The sequence below is a fragment of the Desulfitobacterium sp. PCE1 genome (genome assembly GCF_000384015.1).
Taxonomy (GTDB): domain Bacteria; phylum Bacillota; class Desulfitobacteriia; order Desulfitobacteriales; family Desulfitobacteriaceae; genus Desulfitobacterium; species Desulfitobacterium dehalogenans.
This window is the reverse complement of record NZ_KB913023.1, coordinates 3,678,590-3,695,853: the sequence shown is the minus strand read 5'-3', so window position 1 is coordinate 3,695,853 and position 17,264 is coordinate 3,678,590. Positions and strand designations below refer to the sequence as shown.

14 protein-coding genes, 1 tRNA gene and 1 other annotated feature are annotated in these 17,264 nt (G+C 47.6%); of the genes, 7 read left to right on the top strand and 8 right to left on the bottom strand.

The window, feature by feature from the left end:
• Positions 1-8 precede the first annotated feature (8 nt).
• The 3 genes from DESPCE1_RS0118385 to DESPCE1_RS0118375 all read left to right on the top strand — a co-directional run bounded on the left by DESPCE1_RS0118385 (position 9) and on the right by DESPCE1_RS0118375 (position 3,442).
• Complete coding sequence (locus DESPCE1_RS0118385; RefSeq protein WP_014795501.1) at positions 9-1,388, top strand: FAD-binding oxidoreductase; 1,380 nt, start codon at positions 9-11, stop codon at positions 1,386-1,388.
• 200 nt (positions 1,389-1,588) lie between these two features.
• On the top strand, positions 1,589-1,942 hold the full coding sequence (locus DESPCE1_RS0118380) for a cupin domain-containing protein (RefSeq protein ID WP_014795500.1): 354 nt from the start codon (positions 1,589-1,591) through the stop codon (positions 1,940-1,942).
• Positions 1,943-2,179: 237 nt separating this feature from the next.
• Complete coding sequence (locus DESPCE1_RS0118375; protein ID WP_019851275.1) at positions 2,180-3,442, top strand: DUF5667 domain-containing protein; 1,263 nt, start codon at positions 2,180-2,182, stop codon at positions 3,440-3,442.
• Positions 3,443-3,756: 314 nt separating this feature from the next.
• Here DESPCE1_RS0118375 and DESPCE1_RS0118370 read toward each other — a convergent pair.
• Positions 3,757-3,839 (bottom strand) — tRNA-Leu (locus DESPCE1_RS0118370).
• Between the two features lie 164 nt (positions 3,840-4,003).
• Here DESPCE1_RS0118370 and DESPCE1_RS0118365 point away from each other — a divergent pair.
• The 3 genes from DESPCE1_RS0118365 (at position 4,004) to clpX (ending at position 8,098) form a co-directional block, all read left to right on the top strand.
• A complete protein-coding gene (locus DESPCE1_RS0118365) occupies positions 4,004-5,122 on the top strand; it encodes a glycosyltransferase (RefSeq protein ID WP_014795498.1) in 1,119 nt (372 codons plus the stop codon).
• 390 nt (positions 5,123-5,512) lie between these two features.
• The gene (tig, locus tag DESPCE1_RS0118360) at positions 5,513-6,793 is read left to right on the top strand and encodes a trigger factor (RefSeq protein ID WP_014795497.1); all 1,281 of its coding nucleotides are present in this window, start codon (positions 5,513-5,515) and stop codon (positions 6,791-6,793) included.
• A 39-nt stretch (positions 6,794-6,832) separates the two neighbouring features.
• Entirely contained in the window at positions 6,833-8,098 is a 1,266-nt protein-coding gene (gene clpX, locus DESPCE1_RS0118355; protein ID WP_014795496.1) for an ATP-dependent Clp protease ATP-binding subunit ClpX, read from the top strand.
• A 65-nt stretch (positions 8,099-8,163) separates the two neighbouring features.
• Here clpX and DESPCE1_RS0118350 read toward each other — a convergent pair whose 3' ends face one another.
• From DESPCE1_RS0118350 to trpC, 7 genes are read right to left on the bottom strand one after another with little or no spacing between them, the layout of a single operon-like run.
• Entirely contained in the window at positions 8,164-8,754 is a 591-nt protein-coding gene (locus tag DESPCE1_RS0118350; RefSeq protein WP_014795495.1) for an aminodeoxychorismate/anthranilate synthase component II, read from the bottom strand.
• Between the two features lie 32 nt (positions 8,755-8,786).
• The gene (locus tag DESPCE1_RS0118345; RefSeq protein ID WP_014795494.1) at positions 8,787-10,202 is read right to left on the bottom strand and encodes an anthranilate synthase component I family protein; all 1,416 of its coding nucleotides are present in this window, start codon (positions 10,200-10,202) and stop codon (positions 8,787-8,789) included.
• Positions 10,193-11,059, bottom strand: coding sequence for a tryptophan synthase subunit alpha (trpA, locus tag DESPCE1_RS0118340; RefSeq protein ID WP_019851274.1), 867 nt, complete (start codon positions 11,057-11,059; stop codon positions 10,193-10,195). Before trpA ends, DESPCE1_RS0118345 begins: the two co-directional genes overlap by 10 nt.
• 16 nt (positions 11,060-11,075) lie before the next feature.
• Entirely contained in the window at positions 11,076-12,275 is a 1,200-nt protein-coding gene (trpB, locus tag DESPCE1_RS0118335) for a tryptophan synthase subunit beta (protein ID WP_019851273.1), read from the bottom strand.
• A gap of 19 nt (positions 12,276-12,294) precedes the next feature.
• Positions 12,295-13,305, bottom strand: a complete 1,011-nt coding sequence (gene trpD, locus DESPCE1_RS0118330) for an anthranilate phosphoribosyltransferase (protein ID WP_014795491.1) — start codon at positions 13,303-13,305, stop codon at positions 12,295-12,297.
• A complete protein-coding gene (locus DESPCE1_RS0118325) occupies positions 13,302-13,985 on the bottom strand; it encodes a phosphoribosylanthranilate isomerase (protein WP_014795490.1) in 684 nt (227 codons plus the stop codon). The genes trpD and DESPCE1_RS0118325 overlap by 4 nt, the downstream gene beginning before the upstream one ends.
• Complete coding sequence (gene trpC, locus DESPCE1_RS0118320) at positions 13,973-14,779, bottom strand: indole-3-glycerol phosphate synthase TrpC (protein WP_014795489.1); 807 nt, start codon at positions 14,777-14,779, stop codon at positions 13,973-13,975. The genes DESPCE1_RS0118325 and trpC overlap by 13 nt, the downstream gene beginning before the upstream one ends.
• Before the next feature lie 50 nt (positions 14,780-14,829).
• Positions 14,830-15,330, bottom strand: a binding site (T-box leader).
• Positions 15,331-15,460: 130 nt separating this feature from the next.
• Between trpC and lonB the strand changes: the two genes are divergently transcribed.
• Positions 15,461-17,200 (top strand): ATP-dependent protease LonB, encoded by a 1,740-nt coding sequence (gene lonB / locus DESPCE1_RS0118315; protein WP_014795488.1) that lies wholly within the window; start codon positions 15,461-15,463, stop codon positions 17,198-17,200.
• Positions 17,201-17,264 lie beyond the last annotated feature (64 nt).

Sequence of the window (17,264 nt, the reverse complement as noted above, 5' to 3'; positions counted from 1 at the left end):
GGCTGAAAATGTTATCTCAAACGATTGTTGATCGACTGAAAGAGATTGTCGGAGAGAAAAACGTGGTGACCAAACCAACAGAACTCTTCGCTTATGGTTATGATGGTACATTGCTCAGCGGCGATGCAATGGGCGCAGTTTTTCCGGAAACTACGGATCAAGTGGTTGAGCTCGTTAACTATATGAATGAGCAGGATATCAAGCTAGTTCCGCGGGGTGCCGGTACCAACGTCAGCGGCGGTACTATTCCCTCGGAAAAATCCATAGTCATTAACTTTACCCGCATGACCAAAGTTCTGGAGATCGATACGGAGAACTTCGTCGCCGTGGTTGAACCCGGGGTCGTTAACTTTGACCTTCAGCAAGAACTGGAGAAGGTCGGATTTTACTATCCCCCCGATCCGTCTTCTTGGAAAGCTTCGACTCTCGGAGGAAATATCGGGGAGTGCTCCGGCGGACCTCGTTGCTTCAAATATGGGGTAACCCGTGATTCTATTTTGGGATTGGAAGTGGTCCTTCCTAACGGAAAGGTGATTCGGACCGGCGGACGGAACTTCAAAAGCGAGCCGGGTTATGATTTGACTCGCATCATTGTAGGTTCTGAGGGTACTTTAGGATTGGTCACTAAGGCTTATCTTCGTATCTTACCGAAACCCATCACCAAGAAAACCATGCTGGCCATTTATAATAAAGTCGAAGATGCTTCGCAAACGGTTGCCGATATCGTAGCAGCCGGAATTATCCCTACGACTTTGGAAATGATGGATAATCTTCTGATCAATACGACTGAAGATTACTGCCATGCAGGACTTCCCCGGGATGCGGGAGCTATTCTGATTATAGAGATTGACGGATATCCGGAAGATATGGATGAGCAAATCGAAACCATCCGTGAAGTTACGAAGAAGGCCAACGCCAGAGACTTTAAGATTGCTCAAACTGCAGCTGAAGTGGATCAAATCTGGCTTTCCCGCCGGGTTGCTTTCGGTTCGGTGGCTCGTGTTAAACCTTGCTATTCGATTCAAGATATCACGGTACCTAGAAGTGAGTTCCCACAAGCTATTGAAGGAATCCTTAAGATCGCCAAAGATTACGATATGATCATCGGTCTGGTAGCTCACGCCGGAGACGGTAACCTCCATCCTTTGGTGCTCTTCGATCAACGGAATGCCGACGAGGTTGAACGGGTTCATGGTGCAGAAGAAGCCCTGAGTAAGCTGGCTGTTTCTCTGGGTGGAACCATGAGTGGTGAACATGGCATCGGTGTGGTCAAGAAAAAATATCTTGATGTTGAATTCACTCCGGAAGCCATGGAGGCTTTCCGTAAACTTAAGAGAACCTTTGACCCAGCCAACCGCTTTAATCCCGATAAGATTATTTCCATATAAATTAAGATCTCAAGGGAGCTGTCCCTCGATCCGGAAAGGATAACAAGGGCAGCTCCTTTATTTCCCGAACATCTTAAAAATAAATTTTGTCTATCTTCTCTAAAGGATCTTTTACAAGAAGAGGAATGTGATAAAATACTCATAGAAGTATAGACACATCCTAAAGGCAGGAAAAATTCATCATGTAGGAGTTGATTATTATGGAAAAAAGACTGTATGATTTAACAAAATTAGCTAAGTTTGATCCTAACGTGCCTCAGAAAGTTGTTGTTTATCAATCGGAAAAAACTCTCGCGGCCATGTGGTGCCTGGAGCCTGAGCAAGAAGTGTTTCTACATATGCATCCCAATGCTGATGATGTGTGGATTTGCCTGGAAGGGGAGTCCGGCGTGTATTTTGCCGGGGATGGCAAAGAAGTTCCCATCTCGAAAGGTATGGCCGTTCTCGCTGAACCGGGACAAACTCACGGCATGAGGAACACCGGCAAGGATCGTTTTGTCTTTATCGGTGTGGCAGCTCCCGTTCCTGTTCAAACGGAAAGATTGGATAAGTAAAGAAAGAATATATTTGGTTTCGATGAAAGTGTCCATGATATTTATGCTCTCGGTGAGTGGATTAGGTAATCCATATACTCATCCGGGAGCATTTTTGCTTTTTGTGCCTGAGTGTGGTGGTAAGGATAAAGATTTGCATAGTTGTCCCCCTAAAAAAGCTATTAGGTTCCCGTAATATAAAATGAAAGCGCTGATACCGAATTCGGAAAAACAAATTAAATAGTAGGAGAGGGAAAAATGAAAAAACCAATAGCACTTGTCTTAGCAGCCGCCCTTTTGGCGCTGCCGGTGTCTCCGGCAGTGGCCTTTGCAGATACAGCTACAGAGAGCACTATAAATGAAGATACTACTATCGTCGATTCCGATGGTAAAGAGATAGGGCCTGGAATTCTTCCGGACTCGCCTTTCTATTGGTTGGATGAACTTGTGGAAAAAGTACAGGTTGCCTTGACCTTTAATCCGGAAAAGAAAGTCAAGCTTATTGATAAACACGCTTGTGAGCGATTAGCAGAGATTTCGGCCTTGGCTAAAAAGGCAAGTGTTGAAGAGGTAAAGGATACTGCTTCGCAAGTAGAAAGCGAGACGGCTACTTCCGATGAATCAACTACCAAAGAGGATGGCGGATCAGTATCAGAAGACTCCGGTGAGGGAACCGCTGATTCAGCGAAGGAGTCGAATAATACTACAGATAAGGGTCAAGAGACCAAGGAAGAACAGACTGCCACAAACCCGAAACTTGAGAAGAAAATCAAGGCCTGCGAAAAAGCGCTGGATCGCTATAATAAAAAAATCGCGGATGCCCAAGGATTCTTGGAGCAGCTTGAAAATCCGGAATCAGAAGAGTATCAAAAACTTCAGGAAGCCCTGGCTAAAGTTAATGCTAACAATGTACTGGTCTTAGGCAGTCTCCTGGATAAACTTCCTCCCCATGCGGCACAAAGATTGGCCGTAAATATTGTCCGCTCCATGGAAAAGGCAGTGGAGAAGATGGAAAAAATGGAGGAAAAAAATCAAGAACCTGTGATGGAAAAGGATAATCAGGATGGAGAACCGTCCAATAATGATTCCGCTACCCCCGCGTCTAAGGAAAAAGCCACTCCAGTGGTGCCTACAACCGTTTTTCAAAATAAAGAGGATATCAAGAAAGCTGATAAAATAACCAAAAAAGAATATAAAGCACTGGCTAAGGAAGCCAAACAAGCTTTGAAGCAGTTTCAGGAAGAATTGGGTCTGCAAGGTCCGGATAAAGCAAAGACCAAGGATCACGACTTGAAGCAAGAACAAAAAAATGCTGTCAAAGATAAGACCAAGGAGAACACTAAAGATAAAGATACCAGCATAAAGTCTAAAGATAACGCCCCAAAAGATACCATACAGCCAGTAAAGATCCAATATCACAAGAATAACAACCCCTACGATCAAAAAAATCATAAGGATTGGCAAGACCACGGCCGTGACGACGGCTGGGGTAATGGAAAAAGAAATCTGAATCGGAATTAGGTGGTTCTTGTATGACTTTTTCCATAAGGTATATGCCAAACAAAATATAAGCTGTACAAATTAGACAAAAAGCGCAAAGTGAGCTGTCACAGCAAGATAGCTTGGAAAGTAACAAAGACGGCTTCCGGCAGATCAGGATCTGCCGGAAGCCGTCTTTTGTCCCTTTACGCAGAGCATAATGCATAGGAATAGAGGAGTTATAGTTCCTCTATAAAATAGTGCAATAGACTAAACTGAAAAGTAGCTGAACAAATGCTGATTACTTAATAACTAAAAACAACCATAGTATATACTATGGTTGTCAGATTTCAATATGGTGCGAGAGAAGGGACTTGAACCCCCACGGTTTCCCGCTGGAACCTAAATCCAGTGCGTCTGCCAGTTCCGCCACTCTCGCATTGAGTATTACTGTCTGATTATAGCTTAGTTTTTTCTAAATGACAAGCTTTTTCAAATCAATAATTAAAATTGCTAGAATATGGATTAAGAAAAACTTAAGTTTGAGATTTGCTGTTTATGAGTTAAAATGGGAATGTAAGTTAACCCAAAGGAGGATTTTGCGTGGGGGAGTTAAGGGTCTTAGTGTTTTCGGCAACCTTTGGAGCTGGTCATCTTCGGGCCGCCGAAGCGCTGATCGAAGCTATACGTGAAAAATCACCGAAAGCGGAGATTACTCATTTGGATTTTGGGGCATTTATCAGCAAAACATTAAATGCGATTGTCAAGAATACTTACATTGAGCTTATTAAGCATACACCAAAACTCTATGGCATGTTTTATTACCGAACCTCCAAGATACGGCCCCATTCCCTTATCCAGCGTCTTATAAATATATTAGGTCGCAAAGAATTTCTGGACTATATCAAGGAACTTAATCCTGATGTGATCATCTGTACCTATCCGGTGATCGCTGGTGTCTTGGGTGAGCTTCGTTTTAAGGGCGTGATTCATGCTCCAGTGGTCTCTGTGGTCACGGATTATGGGGTCCATAGTCAATATATCCAGCGGGGAGTGGACCTTTATATTGCAGGGTGCAAGGATGTCTATGAGGATTTGATCGCCGGGGGAATTGCTCCGGAACGGATCCGGATTACAGGAATCCCTGTCAACCCAAAGTTCGAGAAAGAACTTGACCGTTCAGAGATAACGGAGAGACTTAACCTCAAATGCATACGTCCGACCATCCTTGTGATGGGAGGAGCCTATGGAGTGCTGGGAGGCTCTAAGCACATCTGCAAGTTCTTACTGGATTCGTCATCTCCACTGCAAATTCTTGTGGTTTGTGGCCGTGACGAAAAGCTTTACCGCTCCTTGGAAAGTTTACAAGGGCGCAATCCCATGGTTTGTTATGGATATATTAATAATGTAGAGGAGCTTATGAGCGTTTCCGATTTGATTATCACCAAAGCGGGAGGGCTCACTGTATCGGAATCCTTGACGAAGAAATTACCCATGGTTATCTATAAGCCGATCCCAGGTCAAGAAGAGGAAAATGCACACTTCTTAGAGAGGATTGGAGCGGCCAAACTGGCAAAGACTGAGGAAGAGCTGGAAGAAACGATTCAATATCTTCTTAGTCATCCTGAGGAGATTGAGAGAATGCGTCGATCAGCGGCCAAGGCTTTGCCCGGTCACGCTGCAGATAGGGCTGTGGACGCGATCTTAGCTCTCGTCCAATAATCTCTGGGAACTGCCTTATAAGCCTTGATTTATCTTTCGCTGTCTGGTAGAATGGTCAGGTAAATTTGCTAATTTAAACCTTTGGAAAAATTCTCTCATGAAATGGATAACCCAATCTTTAGGTGTCTTTAGGTGTCTTTAGGTGTCTTTAGGTGGAGTAAACTTCATCGGAAGAAGTTTCCTTTATGGAAATACTTTGAGGGGGAACGCAAAGTTCCCCTTTTAGGTCATGTTCTAAAGGAACAGGGTGGGCATAAATGACGAAAAATGTCAAGTTTGCCTCAAGGGAATTTCGGACAAACTAGCTTCATCATATGTTTTCGGGAACGCAATTAGATTTTCCTTATACCATATATCTTATTCCAAAGGAAGTATTAAGGGGGAGCACATATGACAGTCAAAATGGAGAAAATAGAGAAGAATACTGTTGAACTCGAAGTTACCGTCGATGCGAAGGTATTCAGCGCTGCGGTAACAAAAGCGGCCAAAGCTTTGGCTAACAAAGTAAATATCCCTGGTTTCCGCAAAGGAAAAGCTCCTCGGAGCATGGTTGAACGTTACGTGGGAGCTGCTGCACTCTACAATGATGCAGTGGATGATATCCTTGGTGTCGAGTACATGAAGGCTGTTAATGAAGCTGGGATTGAACCGGTGGATCGCCCGGACGTGGATCTCGTTCAAATGGAAGACGGCAAAGATCTTATTTTCAAGGCCAAGGTCACTGTGAAGCCTGAAGTCGAGCTGGGGACCTATAAAGGTTTGGAAGTTGAGAAGACTGCGGCTACCGTTACTGATGAAGAACTTGAACAAGAGCTTAACCGCAAGCAAGAACAACATGCTAAAGTGCTTAACCTTGAAGAAGGCGCGGCTCAGGCTCAAGATACCGTGAACATCGATTTCGCCGGTTCTGTGGATGGTGTAGCTTTCGAAGGTGGAACGGCTGAGGGGTATGATTTGGTCATCGGATCCGGCTCGTTTATCCCGGGATTCGAAGAACAATTAATTGGCGCACAAATCGGACAGGAAGTTGATGTCAACGTTCGCTTCCCAGATGAATATCATGTTGCAGACCTACAAGGTAAGGATGCTTTGTTCAAAGTTAAGCTTAATAAGCTTAAGAGAAAAGAATGTGCAGCTTTGGATGATGAATTCGCAAAAGATATTAGCGAATTTGAGACACTTGATGAATTGAAAGCTGACTTGAGAGACAAACTTATGACAGCGGCAGAACAACGTGCAGAAATGGAATACAAAAATGCAATCGTTGCGAAGGCTGTAGAAAATGCAAGTGTTGAGATTCCGGAAGCCATGGTCAACAACCGAATCGATATGATGCTTGATGACGTGGCGCAAAATCTTTCTTATCAAGGACTGGATTTAGAAACCTATTGCCACTATACAGGAACCAGTATTGATACCATGAAAGAAGAACTTCGTCCTCGTGCTTCTGAAAACCTTAAAACCGAACTTGTTTTGGAAGCTATCGCTAAAGCAGAAGGAATTACAGTATCTGAGGAAGAATTAAACAGTGAGTTGACAAAACTTGCAGAACGTTATCAAACCAGTCCGGAAAATTTTAAACAGGCCCTCATGGCACGTGGTGAAATGGGCATGTATCGTCAGAGCTTAGTTTCCGAAAAAACGGTAAACTTCCTCGTCGAGCAGGCATAGCCTATGTGCAGAGGTATTCTGTGCTAAAGAGGTGAGAGGATGGCAAAGTACAACGACGAAAAGAACCAGCTTAAATGTTCGTTCTGTGGAAAGACTCAGGATCAAGTAAAAAAGTTGGTTGCTGGCCCCGGAGTTTATATCTGCGATGAGTGTATTGAACTCTGCAATGAAATCATTGAGGAAGAGCTCAATGAAGACTTGGGGATGGAGATAGGGGATATTCCAAAGCCTAAAGAAATTCGGGCAATTCTCGACCAGTACGTGATCGGGCAGGACGAAGCGAAGAAAGCGTTGTCTGTAGCCGTGTATAACCACTATAAACGAATTAACCTGGGTATGAAAATTGATGATGTGGAACTGCAAAAGTCTAACATCGTAATGCTGGGACCCACTGGATCCGGTAAAACTTTGCTGGCTTCAACCCTAGCCAAAGTTTTGAATGTGCCCTTTGCTATTGCGGATGCAACCTCCTTAACTGAGGCCGGTTATGTGGGTGAAGACGTTGAAAATATCCTCCTCAAGCTCATTCAAGCCGCAGATTATGACGTGGAAAAAGCTGAAAAAGGAATTGTCTATATCGATGAGATTGACAAGATAGCCCGCAAATCGGAGAATCCTTCTATTACTCGTGACGTTTCAGGAGAAGGTGTCCAACAGGCCCTTCTCAAAATCCTCGAAGGAACTGTAGCCAGTGTTCCCCCTCAAGGTGGTCGTAAACATCCCCATCAAGAGTTCATCCAACTGGATACCACGAATATCTTGTTTATCGTGGGAGGAGCTTTTGACGGGATTGATAAGATCATCCAGAATCGCATCGGGAAAAAGGTTATGGGCTTTGGGGCTGAGATTAAGAAGAAGAGTGAGCAAAACATCGGAGAGACCCTTAAGGAGCTTCTCCCTGCGGACCTCCTCAAATTTGGTCTCATTCCGGAGTTCGTAGGACGTCTGCCGGTCATGGTCAAACTGGATGCTCTGGATGAAGAAGCTCTGGTGCGCATCCTGACAGAACCCAAGAATGCTTTGGTCAAGCAGTATGAAAAGCTTCTGGAGCTGGACGGAGTAGCCCTCGAATTTAAAGAGGAGGCTCTGAAAGCCATCGCGGAGGAAGCGATCCGACGCAATACGGGAGCCCGCGGTTTAAGAGCTATCGTGGAAGAGATCATGCAGAATGTGATGTATGATTTGCCTTCCCGCAACGATGTGACCAAATGCGTGGTTACCAAGGATGTCATTCTGAAGAAGGAAGAACCTCTTCTGGTGACTATCGATAAAAGCAAGAAAAACAAAAAAGAAGAATCAGCATAATGCAGTGAGGCAAGGAGTTATCCTTGCCTCATTTTCATTTGAAGAGCAAAGTGGATAGATACTTGCTAGCTGTAAATCTGGGCGAGGAAGGAACGCAGGATATGTGGTCCTTCCGGGGTTAGGATACTCTCCGGGTGAAATTGTATCCCATAAAAGGGGTAATAGCGATGGCGAATCCCCATAATAAGATTGTTTTCAGTGCGGGCAGTGACGATGAAGAGGGGGCTCAGACCAAGGGGATCAATCATGAGTGAATGATATCTTCCTGCCAAAAACCCTTGTGAGCATTCCGAGAAAAGGGCTGCTTGATCATGATAAATGGGGGATTGCTTGCCATGAATAACTTCGGGAGCGACGGTTATTTCAGATCCAAAGGCCTGGGCAAGAGCCTGGTGTCCGAGACAAACTCCCAGCAAAGGGATGGGCCAACCTTTTTGGGCATGTTCATTGAGGAGGCGGATGACCTCGAGAGAGATTCCGGCTTCATTGGGAGTGCAGGGTCCTGGTGAGATGACCACCCCGTCAGGACTTGCGGAGAGAAATTCCGCCCCGGATAATTCATCGTTTTTATAGACTATGATTTTTTCCCCCAATTCACCGAAGGCTTGAACCAGATTATAGGTGAAGGAGTCGTAGTTATCTATGATGGCCAGCATAAGGGGCCTCCTTTCCTAGATGACTGCGGATTTTACAAATCTTCCACGACCTTGAACAAGACTCTCGCCTTATGTAGGGTCTCCTCGTATTCCCGTTCGGGAATGGAGTCAAAAACAATTCCAGCCCCGCTTTGAACGCTGACTTGATCATCCTTGACAGTCAATGTTCGTATGGTGATACAGAAATCCAGATCCCCATTCCAGCGGTAGATGCCGAGGGCCCCGCCGTAGGGGCCCCGGCGGGTAGGCTCCAATTCCTGAAGGATTTCCATAGCCCGGACTTTAGGAGCACCGCTTAGGGTACCTGCAGGCAGAACCGCTTGCAAGGCGTCCAAAGAATCATAAGCGGCCCCCAGCCGGCCCTCAACAGTGGAAACGATGTGCATGACGTGAGAGAAGCGCTGGATGCTACAGAATTGACTGAGGCAAATGCTCCCATATTCAGAGACCCGGCCCAGGTCATTTCGCCCCAGGTCGACAAGCATGGCGTGTTCGGCCATTTCTTTAGCATCTTCCCGAAGTTCTTGTTCGAGCTGCTCATCTTCCAGAGGATCTTTTCCCCGGGGCCGTGTCCCGGCAATGGGACGGGTTTGAATTTGGGATCCCACCGAGGAGAGCATAAGCTCCGGGGAACTGCCTACCAAGGTTTCCTTTTCTCCGAACAGGCAAAAGAGCCAAGGGGAAGGATTGAGAATCCGCAGCTTTTGATAGGCAGACCAGGGATCGATACGCCTTTTCAGGGTAAAACACTGGGAGAGTACAGCTTGGAAAATGTCTCCGGAACGGATATACTCTTTGATCTTTTCCACATGGGATAGAAACTCCGAAGGTTTGAAATTGGCATGCCATTGGATCGGATCGGTCAGGGGATTGTGCGGTTGTTCCATGGAGATTTCCAGTGCCGTAACCTTCGACGGGGTGGTTTCCTGAAAGTGATTTTGGCTTAGATAGTGATTTTGAGAAATCCAGCGGTCAAGGTTTTTCGACCAATGATCATAGAGCTTGATCAGTTCCGAGTCATCTTTGGAGAATATCTCAAGGATGACTTTTTGTGAACCGGGAAGGAGGACCAGATTAATGGGACAAAGGCGAAAAAAGTAGTTGGGTTTCGCGGTAGTAGCTTTGGGCTTTTGCCAGAGAAGCCCCCACTCATAATCCAGGTAACCGATGATGCCGCTTTCACAGGTTTTTTCCGGGAAGCTTTTTCGGCAAAAATCCCTAAGGTGGTCTAGAGGATCGGGGGGGAGACCAGGTTCCCAGGTCTCGGGGGATAAAATCCAGCCCTCACCGAATCCATAATAGGTCCGTTGATGATCTTCCTCATTTCCTTCCAGGAGGGCATAGCATTTTTCGCCCAGGGTCTCTGAGAATTGGCGGAGATTCATTACCCAATCAGACCTTGTTGAAGGAAAGGGGTCGAGGATCCATTCTTTTTGGATCATTCGCATGCAATGTCCTCCTTAACCGGTGTCTTTCTCAGTGAACCAATCCAGGTGTAAATATCTTGTTCACGGCATCTTAACTCTTGCTCAGGGAGAGGGCGGGAATCAAGTTCAGCAAACTTTTTGACCAGAGCACTGCCTACAATGACTCCTTGGCAGGCTTGGCTCAATTTATGCACTTGGGCTGAAGATTGGATTCCGAATCCCACATAGCACGGGGTGGAAAGAACGGTCTGGAGAGAGTGAATGAATTGCAGGGTCTGCAATGGAATTTCCGCATCCCCTCCGGTTATCCCGTTACGGGATAGGACGTAGACAAAGCCCTTTTGTTCCTGGGCAAGGTCATGAATGTGGTTGGGCCGGCTGGTCTGGGCAATCATAGGGATAAAGGCCAATCGGTCTTGCAGAAGTTCATAGGCTCTTTGCCGGAAAGGTGTGCTTTCCCGCCAAGGCAGATCGGGCAGTATCAAACCATCGACCCCGGCTGTGAAAGCGTCATTGAGGAAACGGTCATAGCCGTAATGGAGCAGGGGATTGAGGTAGCTCATTAAAAGCAGGGGAGTGTCCTGATTTTCTTTGCGGAACCGGGCCACGAGGTTTAGGACCTTTTTAAGATTTATCCCCTGCTGAAGGGCTCGTAAGCCGGCAGATTGAATTACAGAGCCATCGGCGATGGGGTCACTGAAAGGAACGCCCAGTTCAAGGATATCGACCCCCACCTCCCCCAGGCCGGTTAACCGGCGCAGGGTTGTTTCGGAATCAGGGTCCCCGGCCATAAGATAAGTGATTAATCCCATGCCCATAGGGTTCATAGGTGTTTTAAGACGAGCTCTGGCAAGGGATGTTTCTAAGCGATCAGACACGGCATTCCCTCCTTAGTTAATCGTGAATGTATTGAGCAAAAGTTTCCATGTCTTTGTCCCCCCGACCGGATAAATTGACGATGATGTGTTTTTCGGGGGAAAGGGTGGGGGCGATTTTAATGGCGTAGGCAAGGGCGTGGGCGCTTTCGAGGGCGGGCAGGATTCCCTCTGTGCGGGCAAGGAGATGGCTGGCCTCCAGGGTTTCGGCATCTGTTACACTGACATAGTGGACGCGTCCAGTGTCTTTCAGGTAGCTGTGCTCAGGCCCGACGCCAGGGTAATCGAGACCGGCTGAAATGGAGTGGGTGTCGGGAATCTGACCATCCTCATCTTGCAAAAGATAGCTATAAGCCCCGTGAAGGATGCCGGGACGGCCTAAAGACAAGGTGGCTGCATGTTCTCCTATGCCCGGGCCTATTCCCCCGGCTTCAACCCCAACCAGTCCGACACTTTTGTCGACCAAAAAGGGATGGAAAAAACCGATGGCATTGCTCCCCCCGCCCACACAGGCGATGAGCAGATCAGGAAGGCGTCCCTGGAGATTTAGGAATTGAGAGCGGGTTTCTTCACCGATAATCCGCTGAAGATCCCGGACGATGGTGGGATAGGGATGGGGACCGGCGGCAGTCCCAAAACAGTAGAAAGTGCCCTGGGGTTGAGCAACCCAGTCTCTTAAGGCTTCATTGATGGCGTCCTTTAAGGTTTTTGATCCTGTAGTGACCGAGTGGACTTCGCTGCCCAACATTTTCATGCGCAAGACATTTAAATGCTGTCGTCCTACATCCTCCTCCCCCATGTAGATCGCACAATTCAAGCCCATAAGGGCACAGGCGGTAGCAGTGGCTACACCGTGCTGACCAGCCCCTGTCTCTGCGATGACTCGGGTTTTTCCCATTCGTTTGGCCAAGAGAATTTGCCCCATGGTGTTGTTGATTTTATGAGCACCGGTATGATTAAGATCTTCCCGTTTGAGATAAATCCTGGCCCCGCCCAGGGATTTACTGAGCCCTTGGGCATAGTAGAGGAGGGAAGGGCGCCCTACATAGTTGGCTAAGAGCTCTTCCAACTCTTTCTGAAAGCCGGGATCTTCCCGGGCTTCATAATAAGCCTGTTCCAGTTCATCCAAAACAGGGATGAGGGTCTCGGGGACATAAGCCCCCCCATAGCTGCCGAAACGGTTTGGTTGAGGTATAAAGTCTTGGTCCTTCAGAATCATGATTAAACCCTCCCTTTAGCTAAGCAGATGCTCTGAGTTTTTCCAGTATGCTTAGGGCTTTCCCGGAATCCAGACTCTCGGCAGCCAGGACAATCCCTTCTTGGATGCCGGTCACTTTGTTGGCGGCGTAGAGAGCGGTTCCGGCGTTAAGCAAAACAATATCCCGCTGGGGCCCTTTCTCCCCATGGAGAATGCGGAGGGTAATCTCCCTGTTTTCTGCGGGTGAACCCCCTTGAAGGTCACGAAGGGAACAGAGGTCGAGACCATATTCTTCAGGCCGGATAATAAAGGGCCGTATTTCCCCGCCATCAATGAGTATGGCTTGAGTAGCCCCTGTCAGAGTCACTTCATCCAGACCGTCCTCACCGACAGCCACGACAGCCCGTTTGATGCCGAGAATTTGGAGGGCTTTGGCCATTTTAGGGAGTAGAGAGGGAGAGGAAACCCCGAGCAATTGGTAAGAGGCACCGGCGGGATTGAGCAGGGGACCCAAGAGATTAAAAATAGTTCGGACACCGAGTTCGCGGCGTTCGGCGGCGACTTTTGCCATAGCGGGATGATAAATCTGAGCAAAAAGGAAGGTCATGCCGATGTGCTGGAGATGGCGTTCACTGGATTCCGGGGTGGTTTTGAGAGAAATGCCTAGCTGCTCTAACACATCGGCACTGCCGCAACGGCCGGAGGCAAAGCGGTTTCCGTGTTTGGCTACCGGAACTCCGGCCCCGGCGATGACAAAAGCTGTGGTTGTGGAGATATTAAAGGTACCGCTGCGGTCTCCTCCGGTTCCACAGGTATCCAGGGTCCCTTCAGGAGCTTTTATCTTAAGGCCGGCATCCCTTAGGGTTTGAGCAAAGGCCGCGATTTCTCCAGGGGTTTCTCCTTTAAGACTTAGCCCCAGGAGCAGTCCCCCAATCTGAGCCGGGGTTAGTTTCCCGGCCAAAAGGTCCTGGACTACGGTAAAAGCTAACTCTGCAGGGAGATCCTGCTTCAGGGATAGGAGGTTTAGGGATTGACGAATCGCCTGGGTCATAGTGGTGGCTCCTTTCTTATTCGTGAGATAAAGTGTTGGATTTTTTCACGATTTTTGCGACCATCTCGCTCTACTCCGGAGCTGACATCCACCCCGTAAGGCTGGGTTAAACGGATGGCCTCCAGGACGTTGTCAGGGCTGAGCCCCCCGGCTAGAATCAGAGGATAACCAAGGTTCTTGACTCTGCGTAGAAGATCCTGGAACTCTGGGGTATGCCAGGGGAGGGGGGCCCCTGTTCCACCTGCCATCCCCTGGAGGGCCGAGTCCAGGAGAATCCCATGGAGGGAGGCCGGGGGGAGCCCCCTGAACTGGGCAAGAAAAGATTGGGAGGTGGGATCCGCATCCGAGGCAGAATCAGGTACGGGGGGAAGAGAGAGTGCTTTGATCTTTATTACGGGCAGGTGGTGATAGAGTCTAGGATCCTCATTCCCATGCAATTGAAGGGTATCTAAGGGGCACCCGCGGATAATTTGGCTGACATTTTTGGGAGATTCCTGGGCAAAAACTCCAACTTTGCCTATCCAGGGGGGTAAGCGAAGGATAATCTCCCGAGCGGTCTCAGGTTTGATATAACGTTTGCTGTAGGGGACGAAGATGAATCCCAGGGCATCTGCACCGGCTTCAACTGCCCAACGGGCTTCTTCAAAAGTACGGATTCCACAGATTTTTATCCTGGGCATGTCCTCACCCCCAGACCTGCTTCACGCAGGGAGCGGATATGCAGGGCAGGATCAGGGGACAGGAGGCAGGATTCGCCTACGAGGACTGCCTGAGCGCCATACTTGGAGACGAATGCAGCATCTTCGGGAGTATGAATTCCACTTTCGCTAACCAGGATGCAATTAGGTGGAATCAGGGGGCTAAGGGTTTGGGTGCGTTCAAGATTTATCCGGAAAGTTCGCAGGTCCCGGTTGTTGATGCCGATGATCTTCGCTCCAGCTTTAAGTGCCTGGGAAATATCCTCTTCATCACGGCATTCTACCAGGGCTCTCAATCCCAGTTCGTGGGTCAGGTGAAGGAGATTGGATAGTGCGGCAGCGTCCAGAATCCCGGCAATGAGAAGAATTATATCCGCTCCCATGACACTGCTTTCGATAACCTGATATTCAGAGAAGATAAAATCTTTACGCAGGAGCGGAAGGGAGGTTAAGGAGCGGATTTTTTGAAAGTCCTCAGGTCCCCCAAAGAAGAAATTTTCCTCGGTGAGTATGGAGATAAGAGAGGCTCCACCGGATTCATAAGCCTGAAGAGTTTCTTCGAGGGAGAGACGCCAAGGTATAATCCCCTGGCTTGGGGAGGCGCGCTTGATTTCGGCAATGACATGGAAGGAATTGGGGGTAAGCCCTTGCTTTTCGGGACAGATGGCAGGGACTTTGTCCTTTAATTGCCGTTTAAGCTCTGAAAGGGGAGTTTGTTTTTCAAGATTCCGGAGCCTTTTTCTTTTCTCATTGAGAATTCTTTCGAGAATGTCCATGGGCAATCACCTCCGCAGGGGAATTTTTATACCAAAAAAAGCCTTCTATCCCAAAGGACAGAAAGCTTCTGTGGTGCCACCTTAATTTGTACTTGTGTGTCCACAAGTACCTCTATCAAGTACGGAGAAACATTGTCTTCATCTGGCCGCAAAGATAACGGACATGCAAGTTACCGTTATTCATCCAGAGGAGGGCAGCACTTTGTTTTAGGTAATAAAAAAACTTTCCGTCCTATGAAAAGGACAGAAAGTACTTCTGTGTTGCCACCTTAATTTATATGGGTCAGCGAAATCGACTGGAGTAAAAAAAGTTGTCCCATACCTCTAACCGGATGCGGAGAGAATTATCAATGCTCTCGATACCCGTGTTTCTGTAACGGGAAACCCCCGGCTTACCTACTGGACATCTCTATCCTGAGATTCAAGATAAAAAGTCGTTCAGCTTGCGCTTCAAAGACCCATTCCACCAAACAGTCTGTATCAGCTCCCACCAACGCTGACTCTCTTGGACATTCCGGCTAAGGTGTACTCTTTCTTGTCATTAGCATTTACTGGATAATTTACTGTTATTATAGAGTGCTCAAAAATAAATGTCAAATAGTATTTTAAAAAGTTTTCAAAAACTATTCTCTGGCAATACTACCAAAGGTAAAGTATTTGCTTCAGGAGGGAATAGAAAGTATGGTTGGATTGACTGGAATTGTTATGATGGTGCAGCTGATCTTTGCTGTTATTATTGGCTTATATTTTTGGGGATTGCTTAAATCCCAGCAGGGGAACAAGGTCTCCATTGAGCGGGAGTCCAAAAAGGAACTGGAAAAGTTAGAAAAGATGCGCAAAATTGCTCTTACCACCCCCTTGGCGGAAAAGACCCGGCCGGCTCATTTTGAAGAGATTGTGGGTCAGATAGAGGGGATTAAGGCTCTCAGGGCAGCTCTATGCGGGCCCAATCCTCAACATGTTCTGATCTATGGTCCTCCGGGTGTGGGAAAGACGGCGGCTGCCCGCCTGGTTCTTGAGGAAGCGAAGAAAAACCCCATGTCCCCTTTTAAAGAGGATGCAAAGTTTATAGAAATCGATGGAGCCACCGCTCGTTTTGATGAGCGGGGAATCGCCGATCCTTTGATCGGTTCGGTTCATGACCCTATTTATCAAGGAGCGGGTGCCATGGGCATGGCCGGGATTCCCCAGCCAAAGGCGGGAGCTGTGACCAAGGCTCATGGCGGTGTTCTTTTTATCGATGAGATCGGGGAACTACATCCGATTCAAATCAACAAACTGCTTAAAGTTCTTGAGGATCGAAAGGTCATCCTGGAGAGTGCCTATTATAGCTCAGAAGACACGAATATTCCGGTTCATATTCATGATATTTTCCAAAACGGGCTGCCGGCAGATTTTCGCATGGTGGGAGCGACCACACGGAGTCCGGAGGAGATTCCCCCGGCTATACGTTCCCGGTGTATGGAAGTTTTCTTTCGTTCTTTGCTTCCCGAAGAAATCGCTCAAATTGCCCGAGGTGCTGCGGCGAAAATGGAAACACCCATTACTCCCAGTGCTTTGAACGTAGCTAAGCAGTATGCTACCAATGGGCGGGAGGCAGTAAATATCGTTCAATTGGCAGCCGGTGTAGCCCAGACAGAAAAGAAATTGGAGATCAATGCGGCGACAGTGGAGTGGGTTGTTACTTCAGGTCAGTATGCACCCAGGCCGGAACGTAAAGCGCCCTTGGTGGCGGAAATCGGATTGGTCAATGGTTTGGCTGTTTATGGCCCTAATATGGGAATGCTTATCGAACTGGAAGTTACAGCTCATCCCGTAACTCCTGGCACCGGGGAGCTTTTGGTTACAGGAATCGTTGAAGAAGAGGAACAAGGAAGTAGCTTTAGGAAGACACGCCGTAAAAGTATGGCCAAAAGCTCTGTGGAAAATGTGCTTACAGTGATTCGGCGGCAATTAGGAATACATCCCCATAACTATGATATCCATGTCAATTTCCCAGGGGGAGTACCTATTGATGGGCCTTCCGCAGGGATTGCCATTGCCACAGCTGTGGTATCCGCTATTCGCAAAGAGAGGGTGGATAATTACTTAGCCATGACAGGGGAATTATCCATTCGAGGGGGAGTTAAGCCTGTAGGTGGAATCGCGGCTAAGATTGAAGCGGCCCATCAGGCGGGATGCCGCAGAGTATTTATTCCGAAGGAGAATTGGCAGGAGCGCTTCAAGAATTATGCCGAAGGGTTTGAAGTGATTCCTGTGGAGGCCCTTAATGAAGTGTTGGCAGGTGCTCTTTTAGTTGAGCAAGGCAACGAAAAACCAGAGAAGCATGCAGCGATCGATGAGATTTTATCTCGTCTGGATATTAATCCTAAAACCCCTTCCAACTCTGTTAATTTGCCTGACCAAGGGCACTCATGCTAGAATATATCTAAGGGAGAATGGCACACTAACGATAGTGTGCTTTTTTCGCACTACCAGAATGAAT